General features: G+C 62.0%; 15 protein-coding genes and 1 tRNA gene. 11 read left to right on the top strand and 5 right to left on the bottom strand.

Going from position 1 to position 12,989, the window contains the following annotated elements; all coding sequences use genetic code 11:
• Positions 1-80 precede the first annotated feature (80 nt).
• Positions 81-599, top strand: a complete 519-nt coding sequence (locus tag ACODSK_RS06895; protein WP_489014830.1) for a sterol desaturase family protein — start codon at positions 81-83, stop codon at positions 597-599.
• Here ACODSK_RS06895 and ACODSK_RS06890 read toward each other — a convergent pair.
• Positions 540-1,259: an SDR family NAD(P)-dependent oxidoreductase gene (locus ACODSK_RS06890; RefSeq protein WP_489014828.1), complete on the bottom strand. Its 720-nt coding sequence runs from the start codon at positions 1,257-1,259 to the stop codon at positions 540-542. The two genes, ACODSK_RS06895 and ACODSK_RS06890, sit on opposite strands and share 60 nt — an antisense overlap.
• Positions 1,260-1,385: 126 nt before the next feature.
• Between ACODSK_RS06890 and pseH the strand changes: the two genes are divergently transcribed.
• Positions 1,386-1,937, top strand: coding sequence for a UDP-4-amino-4,6-dideoxy-N-acetyl-beta-L-altrosamine N-acetyltransferase (gene pseH / locus ACODSK_RS06885; RefSeq protein WP_489014827.1), 552 nt, complete (start codon positions 1,386-1,388; stop codon positions 1,935-1,937).
• A gap of 31 nt (positions 1,938-1,968) precedes the next feature.
• Here the strand turns inward: pseH and ACODSK_RS06880 are convergent, their stop codons facing one another.
• The 3 genes from ACODSK_RS06880 to ACODSK_RS06870 form a co-directional block, all read right to left on the bottom strand.
• Entirely contained in the window at positions 1,969-2,184 is a 216-nt protein-coding gene (locus tag ACODSK_RS06880) for a hypothetical protein (RefSeq protein WP_489014825.1), read from the bottom strand.
• A gap of 151 nt (positions 2,185-2,335) precedes the next feature.
• Positions 2,336-2,581: a hypothetical protein gene (locus ACODSK_RS06875; protein WP_489014823.1), complete on the bottom strand. Its 246-nt coding sequence runs from the start codon at positions 2,579-2,581 to the stop codon at positions 2,336-2,338.
• 740 nt (positions 2,582-3,321) lie between these two features.
• Positions 3,322-3,406, bottom strand: a tRNA-Leu gene (locus tag ACODSK_RS06870).
• A gap of 114 nt (positions 3,407-3,520) precedes the next feature.
• Here ACODSK_RS06870 and queA point away from each other — a divergent pair.
• The 6 genes from queA (at position 3,521) to ACODSK_RS06840 (ending at position 9,605) form a co-directional block, all read left to right on the top strand.
• Positions 3,521-4,570 (top strand): tRNA preQ1(34) S-adenosylmethionine ribosyltransferase-isomerase QueA, encoded by a 1,050-nt coding sequence (gene queA / locus ACODSK_RS06865; protein ID WP_489014821.1) that lies wholly within the window; start codon positions 3,521-3,523, stop codon positions 4,568-4,570.
• Between the two features lie 14 nt (positions 4,571-4,584).
• Positions 4,585-5,700: a tRNA guanosine(34) transglycosylase Tgt gene (tgt, locus tag ACODSK_RS06860; RefSeq protein WP_009399721.1), complete on the top strand. Its 1,116-nt coding sequence runs from the start codon at positions 4,585-4,587 to the stop codon at positions 5,698-5,700.
• A gap of 46 nt (positions 5,701-5,746) precedes the next feature.
• On the top strand, positions 5,747-6,088 hold the full coding sequence (gene yajC, locus ACODSK_RS06855) for a preprotein translocase subunit YajC (protein ID WP_075806543.1): 342 nt from the start codon (positions 5,747-5,749) through the stop codon (positions 6,086-6,088).
• 62 nt (positions 6,089-6,150) lie between these two features.
• Positions 6,151-8,016 carry a protein translocase subunit SecD gene (gene secD / locus ACODSK_RS06850; RefSeq protein WP_489014819.1) on the top strand — a complete coding sequence of 622 codons (1,866 nt, stop codon included), beginning with the start codon at positions 6,151-6,153 and terminating at the stop codon, positions 8,014-8,016.
• Positions 8,017-8,025: 9 nt separating this feature from the next.
• The gene (gene secF / locus ACODSK_RS06845; protein ID WP_489014818.1) at positions 8,026-8,937 is read left to right on the top strand and encodes a protein translocase subunit SecF; all 912 of its coding nucleotides are present in this window, start codon (positions 8,026-8,028) and stop codon (positions 8,935-8,937) included.
• 119 nt (positions 8,938-9,056) lie between these two features.
• Positions 9,057-9,605, top strand: a complete 549-nt coding sequence (locus ACODSK_RS06840) for a glycine zipper 2TM domain-containing protein (protein ID WP_489014816.1) — start codon at positions 9,057-9,059, stop codon at positions 9,603-9,605.
• Positions 9,606-9,787: 182 nt separating this feature from the next.
• Here the strand turns inward: ACODSK_RS06840 and suhB are convergent, their stop codons facing one another.
• Positions 9,788-10,603, bottom strand: a complete 816-nt coding sequence (gene suhB, locus ACODSK_RS06835) for a type III secretion system regulator SuhB (RefSeq protein WP_075806547.1) — start codon at positions 10,601-10,603, stop codon at positions 9,788-9,790.
• A 150-nt stretch (positions 10,604-10,753) separates the two neighbouring features.
• Here suhB and trmJ point away from each other — a divergent pair, with 150 nt between their 5' ends.
• The 3 genes from trmJ to iscR all read left to right on the top strand — a co-directional run bounded on the left by trmJ (position 10,754) and on the right by iscR (position 12,952).
• Positions 10,754-11,515: a tRNA (cytosine(32)/uridine(32)-2'-O)-methyltransferase TrmJ gene (trmJ, locus tag ACODSK_RS06830; RefSeq protein ID WP_489014814.1), complete on the top strand. Its 762-nt coding sequence runs from the start codon at positions 10,754-10,756 to the stop codon at positions 11,513-11,515.
• Entirely contained in the window at positions 11,516-12,298 is a 783-nt protein-coding gene (gene cysE / locus ACODSK_RS06825; RefSeq protein ID WP_489014813.1) for a serine O-acetyltransferase, read from the top strand.
• 165 nt (positions 12,299-12,463) lie between these two features.
• A complete protein-coding gene (gene iscR, locus ACODSK_RS06820; RefSeq protein ID WP_009398503.1) occupies positions 12,464-12,952 on the top strand; it encodes a Fe-S cluster assembly transcriptional regulator IscR in 489 nt (162 codons plus the stop codon).
• Positions 12,953-12,989 lie beyond the last annotated feature (37 nt).

Raw genomic sequence — 12,989 nt, 5'->3', positions numbered from 1 at the left:
CATGACAATCCCGTCATGGATTCTCCCCGCTACTTCCCCTAATCTGACGCCCACTTTCCGGAATCTCACAGCGGCTTCGCATGCTTGCCCACTTCGCCATCTTCCTTTGCACCCTGGTCGCCATGGAGGGCGTCGGCTTTCTTGCGCACAAGTACGTGATGCACGGGCCGGGCTGGTTCCTGCACCGCTCGCACCATGAGCCACACCTCGGCGTGCTGGAAACCAACGACGTCTATCTGGTGGTCCTGGCCCTGGTGGCGATCACCCTGATCGTGCTTGGCAACGCCGGACACGACCCGTTGCAGTGGGTCGGCGCCGGGGTGGCGGCGTTCGGCATTCTCTATGTGGTGATCCACGACGGTGTCGTCCATCGCCACTGGCCGAGCCGGCCGAAACCGCGTCATCCCTACCTGCGCCGGCTGTACCAGGCGCACCTGATGCACCACGCGGTGAAGGGGCGGCGCAACAGCGTGTCGTTCGGCTTCCTGTATGCGCCGCCGGTGCATGAGTTGAAGCGGCAGTTGCGCGAGATGCGCGCATCAGAAGCGCGGGTCGCGGATTGCCGGCAGGGTGATTTCCTTGACGAAGCTCGCGGCTGACAGGCTCAACGCCATCCGCACCACCTGCACCACGTCATGCAGCGGGATCAGCTCGCCGTCGCCATGCGCGGCGGCCTGCTCGCGCGGGGTGTGCAACGGGTCTTCGGTATTGAGGTAGCCGAGGTTCAGGCAGGTCACGCCCAGGTTGCGTTCGCGATAGCCCTCGCGCAGCGCATCGGCCATGCCGCGCAGGGCGAACTTGCTGGCGCCGAAGGTCACTTCCGGGCGGCCGCTCTGGGGCAGGCCGGAGGTCGAGCCGGTGAGGATGATGCGTGGGCGCGGGCTGTTCAGCAGGATCGGCAGCAAGTGCTTGATCAGCAGGATGGGGGCGGTGACGTTGCAATCGACGATGCGCTGCAACTGCTCGTCGTTGTCGGCGAGGAAGTCGTAGCGCGCGTCGAAGGCGGCGTCTTCCCAGATGCCGAGGTTGTAGATCAGGGTGTCGAGGCCGCTCTCGGCGGCGCAGTGGGTCAGCAGCTCGGCGGCTTTCAGGGGATTGCCGAGGTCGGCTTCGAGCCACTGCTGGCTGACGCCGGGCAGTGGCCTTACATCATGCGGGCGGCTGCGGGACACGCCGATCAGGGTGTCGCCGTTGTTGCCTAGTCCTTCCATCAGGGCCCGGCCCAGGCCCTTGCTGGCGCCGATTACCATGGTTTTCATCGCATCACTCCTTGTGTTGGCGGAGGGCATGCAAGCAGATGGAGGAGGGTGGTGGCAAAGGGCTGGGTGTTTCTGGATGTAAGATGATGGTTTCCATTTCCCGCTAGCGTCTGTCGGTGAGCCCCCATGCATTTCATCAACATTCTCGACACCGATCCCAGCATGCAGGCGCGGGTCCGCGAGTTGCGCAACCATGCTGACGTCCGGCGCTTCATGTACAGCAGTCATGAGATCTCCGAACAGGAACATCAAAACTGGCTTGCCTCACTGGTGGGCAATCAGCGCCAGAGCGTCTTCGTTGTCTGCCTTGACGACCGCGTGGCGGGCATCGTTTCGCTCAACGCCATCAACACCACGCACCAGACTGCCGACTGGGCCTTCTACCTCGATCCGGCGTTGCAAGGGCAAGGGCTTGGCAGCCTGGTCGAGTTCTGGCTGCTCGATCACGCCTTCGAAACGGCGGGGTTGCACAAGCTCAATTGCGAAGTGCTGGAAAGCAATGCCGCAGTAGTGAAGATGCACCGGAAATTCGGTTTTTCCATCGAGGGCGTGCGGCGCCGGAACATTCTCAAGGATGGGGAGCGCATCGATGTGGTGTTGCTGGGGATTACCCGGGAAGAGTGGGCGGAGCAGCGGCCGAGGATGTTGGCCGTGGTGGAGCGTCTGGGGCGGCGGTGAGGGGCCGTGGGGCAAGCCCACGGCGAGGCGGTCAGTTCTTGCTGTTGAGCTTGCGCAGCTCTTCATAGGTCGCCGACTGCACGAACCAGAAGCCCGAAATGATGCACCAGGTAATGCTGCCCAGCACCAGAACGCTCAGGCCTTGCATGAAGCTGAGGGTGAACATGGTGCCCAGCCCGGCGAGCCAGATGACGACGAGGGCGATGTAGAGAACGATGTTGTTGACGCTGATGACGAAGTCTTTCATGAGGCGTGGTCCTTGCGGGCTGATAGAAATCCTTTAAGTGCGCCGACGATATCATATTGCTTCTATCTGTCGGATAGGCGGGTGCGCGTCATGAGGAAAACCTACGAGACCGTGAAGGCAGTGCCGCGGGGCAAGCCCGCGGCGAGGCCCGCTACTGAACCGCTATGCCGGCTTTCGATTTGGCCCTGGCGACCGTTAGCAGTGTTCTGCTGATCTTCAGATTTACGATTGCACCGGCGACTCTTGTCTGGTCGAGCGGCAATGGCTGTGCAGGCAACTCGGTTAGCGAAAAGAGGGCGCTTTGAAGGTGCTTCTCAGCGTTGTGGATTGCTTCGTCGGTGGACATGCCAGCGCGAATGCATAGAACGGGTGGTGGATCGGGTACGAGTTTTTTCATGGCGATCTCTCATGTTGGAAGAGGACGCACCTTGTCGCTGCTAAACGAGTGGGGTGGCGACTGTATGCGGGTTAGCAGACCGGACATGAGAGAAAACCGGCGCACTCGAAAGTGCCCACACATACAGCCGCCATAAAACGGCTGGTGGTCTCTCATGTCGGACTGCTAATCCGGTCGTTGATTTGGCAACGACCGGGGGAGCGTAGGCACCGTTTCCATGAGGCGCAACAGCCAAGCGGGGCTGGGGAGTATGCTTGGGAAATTGCCTACAAGAAAGTCGGAAATCGGGGAGTTTTCGTTGCTGTATGCGACACCTCCGACCCGGTTACCTCTCTGAGTTGTGTCGGGAGGAGGGTTGCAAACAAGGAGTCGGCAATGCGCTTAGCCAGTATTTTTTGAGCTGCCTACACGGCAGTGAACGTTGAGGATCTGCTGCAGCATCTGCTGCACCATTTCTGAGCTGCCCATACGGCAGTGAACGATTTCCTGGAAGCCGAGGCGCAGCAGCTCGATTTCTGAGCTGCCTATACGGCAGCTCAGAAACTCACGCCGAGGCGATTACGCAGCACCCGCGCGTTCACTGCCGTATAGGCAGCCCAAAAATGCAGAACGTCTGACGGGAATCTGCTGGACACGTTCACCGTCGTACAGACCATCAGAAACACAGCATGTCACGCCGCACCACCCCCAAACCCCAGGCATAAAAAAACCGACCTAAAAAGGTCGGTTTTTTTCAGATTTGGTGCCCCGAGGGAGACTCGAACTCCCACTCCTTTCGAAAACGGATTTTGAATCCGCCGCGTCTACCAATTCCGCCATCAGGGCATGTGGCGGCGGAGTATAAAGAGCCACCTACCGTTGGTCAATCAGCTTTCATGGTCAATTTTTCTGCTTTCGGCTAAACTTCCCGGCCCTGTCGAACCCGTACCCCCACAGCCCATGCGCGTCGCCGATTTTTCTTTCGAACTCCCCGATTCCCTGATCGCCCGCCATCCCCTGGCCGAACGGCGCGGTAGCCGGTTGCTGGTCCTCGATGGGCCGAGCGGCGCGCTGGCGCACAAGCAGTTCGCCGATCTGCTCGATTACCTGCGCCCCGGCGACCTGATGGTGTTCAACAACACCCGGGTGATCCCGGCCCGGCTGTTCGGCCAGAAAGCGTCCGGCGGCAAGCTGGAGATCCTGGTGGAGCGGGTGCTGGACAGCCATCGCGTGCTGGCCCACGTGCGTTCGAGCAAGGCGCCGAAGCCAGGGACGCAGATCCTGGTCGACGGCGGTGGCGAGGCCGAGATGGTGGCGCGCCATGACACGCTGTTCGAGCTGCGTTTCACCGAGGAGGTGCTGCCGCTGCTGGACCGCGTCGGGCATATGCCGTTGCCTCCTTATATAGATCGCCCCGACGAGGGCGCCGACCGCGAGCGCTATCAGACGGTCTACGCCGAGCGCGCCGGTGCGGTGGCCGCGCCAACCGCCGGCTTGCATTTCGACGAGGACCTGCTGGCGAAGATCGCCGAGAAGGGCGTCGATACCGCCTTCGTGACCCTGCATGTCGGCGCCGGGACTTTCCAGCCGGTGCGCGTCGAGCGCATCGAAGACCACCATATGCACAAGGAATGGCTGGAAGTCGGCCAGGATGTGGTGGATGCAGTGGCGGCCTGTCGTGCTCGCGGTGGCCGGGTTGTCGCGGTGGGCACCACCAGCGTGCGTTCGCTGGAGAGCGCGGCGCGGGATGGCGTGCTCAAGCCGTTCAGCGGCGATACCGACATCTTCATTTTCCCGGGCCGGCCGTTCCATGTGGTCGATGCCCTGGTCACCAACTTCCATTTGCCCGAGTCCACGCTGCTGATGCTGGTTTCGGCCTTCGCCGGCTACCCGGAAACCATGGCCGCCTACGCCGCCGCCGTGAGCAACGAGTACCGCTTCTTCAGTTACGGTGATGCCATGTTCATCACCCGCAATCCGGCGCCACGCGGGCCCGAGGATCAAGCATGAGTCGCACCTGTCGTATGTCCTTCGAGTTGCTGGCCACCGACGGCAAGGCCCGTCGCGGCCGCCTGACCTTCCCCCGTGGCACCGTGGAAACCCCGGCGTTCATGCCGGTGGGCACCTACGGCACGGTCAAGGGCATGCTGCCGCGGGACATCGAGGCCATCGGCGCCGAGATCATCCTCGGCAACACCTTCCACCTGTGGCTGCGCCCGGGTACCGAGGTGATCAAGGCCCACGGCGACCTGCACGATTTCATGCAGTGGAAAGGCCCGATCCTCACTGACTCCGGCGGTTTCCAGGTGTTCAGCCTGGGCGCGATGCGCAAGATCAAGGAAGAAGGCGTGACCTTCGCCTCGCCGGTGGACGGCTCGAAAGTGTTCATGGGCCCGGAAGAGTCGATGCAGGTGCAGCGCGACCTGGGCTCGGACATCGTGATGATCTTCGACGAATGCACGCCGTACCCGGCCGACGAAGACGTGGCGCGCATTTCCATGGAGCTGTCGTTGCGCTGGGCCCAGCGCTCGAAGAACGCCCACGGCGACAGCACCGCGGCGCTGTTCGGCATCGTCCAGGGCGGCATGCACCAGGACCTGCGCATGCGCTCCCTGGAAGGCCTGGACAAGATCGGCTTCGACGGCCTGGCCATCGGCGGTCTGTCGGTAGGCGAGCCGAAGCACGAGATGATCAAGGTGCTCGACTACCTGCCGGGCCAGATGCCGGCTGACAAACCTCGTTACCTTATGGGTGTTGGCAAGCCGGAGGATCTTGTGGAGGGTGTGCGCCGCGGCGTCGACATGTTCGATTGCGTGATGCCCACGCGCAATGCGCGCAATGGTCATCTGTTCATCGACACCGGCGTGCTGAAAATCCGTAACGCGTTCCATCGTCATGATGATTCGCCCCTGGATCCGACCTGCGACTGCTACACCTGCCAGAACTTCTCCCGCGCTTATCTGCATCACCTGGATAAATGCGGCGAAATGCTCGGCGCCATGTTGAATACAATCCACAACTTGCGTCATTACCAGCGCCTTATGGCTGGTTTGCGCGAGGCTATTCAACAAGGTACATTGGCCGCCTTTGTCGACGCCTTTTATGCCAAACGCGGACTTCCCGTGCCGCCTTTGGATTGATGTTTTGCCATCCTGACAAACACAACTTCTGCAACTGGAGTGCTAAATGAGCTTTCTGATTCCTGCCGCTTACGCGGACGCCGCAGCCCCTGCCGCTGCTGCCGGCCCGGCCGGTACCGGTTTCGAATGGATCTTCCTGGTCGGTTTCCTGGTCATCTTCTACCTGATGATCTGGCGTCCACAGGCCAAACGTGCCAAAGAGCAGAAAAACCTGCTGAGCGCCCTGCAAAAGGGTGACGAAGTGGTCACCAACGGCGGTATCGCCGGCAAGATCGTCAAGGTCAGCGATGACTTCGTGGTACTGGAAGTATCCGATTCGGTCGAACTGAAGTTCCAGAAGGGTGCCATCGCGGCCACCCTGCCAAAAGGAACGCTGAAAGCGATCTGAGTTACGTTTTTTACCAATCGACGGGGCGCGCAAGGCGCCCCGCGTCTTGAACGGGCGGCGTGATGCTGAACAAAACTCCTCTATGGAAATACGTACTGATCCTGGCGGTATTGGCGATCGGTTTTATTTATTCCGCTCCCAACCTCTACCCTGACGATCCGGCTGTGCAGGTCAGCGGCGCAAGCACTGCGCTGCAGGTCAGCCAGGCCGATCTGGATCGCGTCAGCAAGGCGCTGGGTGATGCCGGGATCGCGGTCAAGGCCGCTACCCTGGGCGAAAACGGCAAGGCGGCACTGGTGCGCCTGACCAAGCAGGAAGATCAGCTTCCAGCCAAGGATGTCGTGCGCAAGGCACTGGGCGATGATTATGTGGTGGCGCTGAACCTGGCCCCGACCACTCCACAATGGCTGCGCAACGTCGGTGCTCATCCGATGAAGCTGGGTCTGGACCTGTCCGGTGGTGTGCACTTCCTTCTCGAAGTGGACATGGACAAGGCCATGGCCGCGCGCCTGAAAGTCTACGAAGGCGAGGTCAAGAGCCTCCTGCGCAAAGAGAAAGTCCGCTACCGCAGCCTGCCGCAGCAGGATGGTGGCATCCAGCTGGGCTTCTCCGACGACGCGACCCGCGAACAGGCCCGCAGCCTGATCCGCAAGAATTTCAACGATTTCGACATGACCACCACCGAGCGTAACGATCTCTCGGTGCTGCGTCTGGCCATCTCCCCGGCGAAGATCACGGAAATCCGTGAATACGCGATCAAGCAGAACCTGACCACGGTACGTAACCGCGTCAACGAGCTGGGTGTCGCCGAGCCGCTGGTTCAACGTCAGGGCGCCAACCGCATCGTGGTCGAGCTGCCGGGCGTGCAGGACACCGCCGAAGCCAAGCGTATCCTCGGCAAGACCGCCAACCTGGAATTCCGCCTGGGCGCCGAGCCTGGTGCGTCGAAAGCCACTACCGAGCAATTCGAGTTCCGTGAAGGCGGTCGTTCTGCGCTGGTCGAGCGTGGCCTGATCATCACCGGTGACCAGGTTACCGATGCCCAGGCCAGCTACGACGAACACGGCCGTCCGCAGGTGAACATCCGTCTCGATGGCCACGGCGGCGAGCTGATGAGTCGTGCGACCCGCAGCAACGTCGGGCGCAGCATGGCGGTGATCTTCATCGAGCAGCGTCCGGTCACCCGCTACGAGAAGCAGGTGGTCGACGGCGTCGAGAAGGACGTGGCCATCCAGACCTTCCAGGAAGAGAAGAAGATCATCAGCCTGGCGACCATCCAGTCGCCGCTGGGCAGCCAGTTCCGCATCACCGGCCTGAACGGCCAGGGCGAATCGTCCGAACTGGCCCTGCTGCTGCGTGCCGGTGGCCTGGCCGCGCCGATGTACTTCGCTGAAGAGCGCACCATCGGCCCGAGCCTGGGTGCCGACAACATCACCAAGGGTATCGATGCGTCCCTGTGGGGCATGCTGTTCGTTTCGCTGTTCATCATGGCCATCTATCGCTTCTTCGGCCTGATCGCCACCGTCGCCCTGGCGGGCAACATGGTCCTGTTGCTGGCCCTGATGTCGTTGCTCGGCGCGACCCTGACCCTGCCGGGTATCGCCGGTATCGTGTTGACCATGGGTATGGCGGTCGACGCCAACGTGCTGATCTTCTCGCGGATCCGCGAGGAAATCGCCAATGGCATGTCCGTCCAGCGCGCCATCCACGAAGGTTTCGACCGCGCCTATGCGGCGATTCTCGACGCCAACCTGACCACCCTGCTGGTCGGCGGCATCCTCTTCGCCATGGGCACCGGCCCGGTGAAGGGCTTCGCGGTGACCATGTCGCTGGGTATCGTTACTTCGATGTTCACTGCCATCCTGGTTACCCGGGCGATCGTCAACGCGATCTATGGCGGCCGTGACTTCAAGAAGCTGTGGATTTAAGGGGCTGCCATGCTACGTACGATCAACTTCATGGGCGTGCGCAACGTTGCGTTCGCCATCACCATGCTCCTTACCGTGCTGGCCTTGGGCAGCTGGTTCTACAAGGGCCTGAACTTCGGCCTGGACTTCACCGGCGGTACGCTCATCGAGCTGACCTACGAGCGCCCGGCCGACCTCGGCCAGGTGCGTGAAGAGCTGGTCAAGTCCGGTTTCCACGAGGCGGTGGTGCAGAGCTTCGGCGCGACCACCGACCTGCTGGTGCGCATGCCGGGTGATGACCCGCAACTGGGCAACAAGGTGGCCGACGCGCTGAAGAAAGTGGGCGGCGACAACCCGGCCACGGTCAAGCGCGTCGAGTTCGTCGGCCCGCAGGTGGGTGAGGAACTGCGCGACCAGGGCGGCCTCGGCATGCTCCTGGCACTGGGCGGCATCCTGATCTACCTGGCGTTCCGCTTCCAATGGAAGTTCGCCGTGGGTGCCATCATCTCGCTGATCCACGACGTGGTCGTGACCATGGGTATCCTGTCGTTCTTCCAGATCACCTTCGACCTGACGGTGCTGGCGGCGGTGCTGGCGATCATCGGTTACTCGCTCAACGACACCATCGTCGTGTTCGACCGGGTTCGCGAAAACTTCCGCGTGCTGCGCAAGGCCTCGCTGATCGAGAACATCAACATCTCGACCACCCAGACCCTGCTGCGTACCGTGGCGACCTCGGTCTCGACCTTGCTGGCCATCGCCGCGCTGCTGGTATTTGGTGGCGACAACCTGTACGGCTTCTCCCTGGCACTGTTCATCGGTGTTCTGGCAGGTACCTACTCGTCGATCTACATCGCCAACGTGGTGCTGATCTGGCTGAACCTGAGCAGTGAAGACCTGATTCCTCCGGCTAAAACCGAAGGTGTGGACGACCGTCCATAAGGATTTTTCCTACGCCGTTGGCGGAAGAGAAGGGCGCGAGTGTTGAACTCGCGCCCTTTTTTTTGCTCCAAGGCTGGGAGAAGCGCGGGTAAGTCCCGCAGGTAAATCAGGAGGTTCACGTGAACAAGTCGATGCTCGTGGGTGCGGTACTGGGTGCTGTCGGTGTGACTGCCGGAGGTGCTGTCGCGACCTACAGCCTGGTCAACAACGGCCCGGAGTACGCCCAGGTAGTGGGTGTGCAACCGGTCAAGACGACCGTCAAGACGCCACGGGAAGTTTGCAAGGACGTCACGGTCACTCGTCAGAAACCGGTGCAGGACCAGCACCAGATCGCCGGTACGGTGGTCGGTGCGCTGGCTGGTGGTCTGCTGGGCAACCAGATCGGCGGCGGCACCGGCAAGAAGATCGCCACGGTGGCCGGTGCGGTCGGTGGCGGTTATGCCGGCAACAAGGTGCAGGAGCACATGCAGAACAGCGATACCTACACCACCACCCAGACTCGCTGTAACACGGTCAATGACGTGAGCGAGAAGGTGGTCGGGTATGACGTGAAGTACACCATCGGCGACAAGGTCGGGCAGGTGCGCATGGAGCGTGATCCGGGTTCGCAGATCCCGCTGGATAAGCAGGGGAATCTGATTCTGGGGCAGGCCCAACCGGGGCAGTAGGTGGTGAGGCTGCTGGCCTCATCGCCGGCAACGCCGGCTCCCACAAGGTTCGGCGGTGTACACGAAGCTTGTGGGAGCTGGCGTTGCCAGCGATGAGGTCGGAACAGGCGCCATCAATTCTGGTAATTGGCAGGGCCAAAAAAAAGCACCTCGAAAGGTGCTTTTTTGTTTTCAGCTGAAACTCAGCGCTTTACCGAAGGCGGCAGGTGCGGCTGGATCGCCGTCAGTACCGCCTTGAAGCACTTGATGTTGCCCGCAACCACGTGGCCCTTCTCGAGGAAGTCATGGCCACCGGTGAAGTCGCTGACCAGGCCGCCTGCTTCCTGAATCAGCAGGGCGCCTGCCGCCATGTCCCACTCGGACAGGCCTGATTCCCAGAAAGCATCGAAACGACCGGCGGCTACGTAGGCGAGGTCCAGGCTGGCGGAGCCGGCGCGGCGGATGCCGGCGGTCTGGCCGACCAGGGCGCGGAACATGCCCAGGTAGTTGTCCAGGTATTCCATCTGGTTGTCGCGGAACGGGAAACCGGTGCCGAGCAGGGCGCCTTCCAGGCTGGTGCGCGAGCTGACGCGCAGGCGACGGCCATTGAGCTGGGCGCCACGGCCGCGGCTGGCGGTGAATTCTTCCTGGCGAACCGGGTCGAGGACCACGGCGTGCTCGAGGCGGCCACGGTATTTGCAGGCGATGCTGACTGCGAAGTGAGGAACGCCACGCAGGAAGTTGGTGGTGCCGTCCAGCGGATCGATGATCCACAGGTAGTCTTCACCTTCGCCGCTGCCGGCATGCAGACCGGTCTCTTCGCCCTGGATGGCGTGGTTCGGATACGCTTTGCGCAGCGCATCGATGATGACCTTCTCGGCTGCGCGGTCGACCTCGGACACGTAGTCCTTGGCGTCCTTCTCATCAACCTTGATGGTATCCAGGCGTTCGATTGAGCGGAAAATCAGTTCGCTGGCGCTGCGGGCGGCGCGCAGCGCGATATTCAGCATGGGCTGCATGGACGTTTCACCTGAGTTTTAAAGAAATGAAAGCCGCACAGTCTATCAGAAAAGTTCCGGAGGAGTGGGGCAACATTTGCTTACGTGGCGTTACGCCGGTCGCTTCTGTAAGATTTGCTCCCCCTGATTTCATGTCTGTGAGCGCCTGACGTGCTGCAAAATATTCGTGTCGTCCTGGTCTGTACCAGTCATCCCGGCAATATCGGCGGGGCTGCGCGTGCCATGAAGAACATGGGACTGTCGCGCCTGGTGCTGGTGAATCCCGCCGATTTCCCTTCCTCCGAGGCCAGCGCCCGTGCTTCCGGCGCCGATGATGTGCTGGCCGCTGCGCAAGTGGTCGGTTCCCTTGAAGAGGCCCTGGTCGGCTGCACCCTGGTGGTCGGCACCAGCGCCCGCAGCCGCAGCCTGCCGTGGCCGATGCTCGATCCTCGCGAGTGCGGGACCGAGTCCGTCGGGCGAGCGGCGCAAGGCGAGGAGGTGGCCCTGGTCTTTGGTCGTGAGCACGCCGGCCTGACCAACGAAGAGCTGCAGCGATGTCACTACCACGTGCATATCCCCTCCAACCCGGACTTCAGCTCGCTGAACCTGGCGGCGGCGGTGCAGGTGCTGAGCTACGAGGTTCGTACCGCCTGGCTGGCCCGCGAGCCGCAGGTGGTGAAGACGGACAAGGACGAAGTGGCCGAGGAACTGGCCACCATGGACGAGATGGAGCGGTTCTACGGACACCTGGAAAGCACCCTGGTGCAGATCGGGTTCCTCGATCCGGCCAAGCCCAAGCACCTGATGCCGCGTCTGCGTCGCCTGTTCGGGCGCAGTGCGGTGAATCGTTCGGAAATGAGTATTTTGCGCGGCATCCTCACCGAAACCCAGAAAGCGGCCCGGGGCGATGCGCACAAGCGGAAGGATCAGTAAATGTTCGAGCGTCTGCGTGAAGATATCCAAAGCGTTTTCCACCGTGACCCGGCGGCACGCAATGCCTTTGAGGTGCTGACCTGCTATCCGGGCATGCACGCGATCTGGCTGCACCGCGCGGCGCATTGCCTGTGGAAGAAAGAGTGGAAGTGGCTGGCTCGCCTGGTGTCCAACTTCGGGCGCTGGCTGACCGGCATCGAGATCCATCCGGGGGCCAAGGTCGGTCGGCGCTTCTTTATCGACCACGGCATGGGCATCGTCATCGGCGAGACCGCCGAGATCGGCGATGACGTCACCCTGTACCAGGGCGTGACCCTGGGTGGCACCAGCTGGAACAAGGGCAAGCGTCACCCGACCCTGGAAGATGGCGTGGTGGTTGGTGCCGGAGCCAAGGTGCTGGGACCGTTCACCGTCGGCGCCGGGGCCAAGATCGGCTCCAATGCGGTGGTGACCAAGGCGGTGCCGGCCGGTGCCACGGCGGTAGGTATTCCCGGACGCATCATCGTCAAGAGCGACGGCGAGCAGGAAGCGCGGCGCAAGGCCATGGCCGAGAAGATCGGCTTCGATGCCTACGGCGTCAGCGAAGACATGCCGGACCCGGTGGCTCGCGCCATTGGTCAGTTGCTCGACCACCTGCAGGCGGTCGACGGACGCCTGGAAGACATGTGCGGTGCGCTGACCAAGCTCGGCAGCGACTACTGCGCCAAGGAGCTGCCGGCCCTGCACGAAGAAGACTTCGCCTGCGTCAAGGGCGAGGTACGCAGCGACGCGCCGACGCATTGACAGGTCGCCGGTAAATCGGGGCGTGTGATCGCGCCCCGACTTTGCTATGATCTGCGCCGCCGTTCAGGCTCAATCCCGACTAAAGCACTAGGTTTTATAGTTGACTTAAACACTCGGGAATCGCATACTCGCACACATCCTGTAACCCCGTGGTATCAAATAGCCATGCGACTGACTACTAAAGGCCGATACGCCGTGACTGCCATGCTCGACCTGGCATTGCACGCGCAAAACGGGCCGGTCTCCCTGGCCGACATCTCCGAGCGCCAAGGCATTTCCCTTTCTTATCTGGAGCAGCTGTTCGCCAAGCTGCGCCGCAGCAACCTGGTTTCCAGCGTGCGCGGCCCGGGTGGCGGCTACCAGCTCTCGCGAGTGATGGAAAGCATCCAGGTAGCCCAGGTGATCGATGCGGTCAACGAATCGGTCGATGCCACCCGTTGCCAGGGGCTCGGTGATTGCCACGCTGGCGACACCTGCCTGACCCACCACCTGTGGTGCGACCTCAGTGCCCGGATCCACGAATTCCTCAGCGGAATCAGCCTGGCCGACCTCGTGACCCGCCGTGAGGTCCAGGAAGTCGCCCTGCGCCAGGATCAGCGCCGCGTAGCCGGCCGTGCCCCACTGGACAAGATTGAAACGTCCGCCGTCGATTGACCGTGTCGAACGAGCGACGTGCCTGCCTGATAGGAGA

The organism is Pseudomonas sp. FG98 (assembly GCF_057808595.1).
Note: the sequence above shows the minus strand (reverse complement) of the source record. Positions and strands in the feature narration are given on the sequence as shown.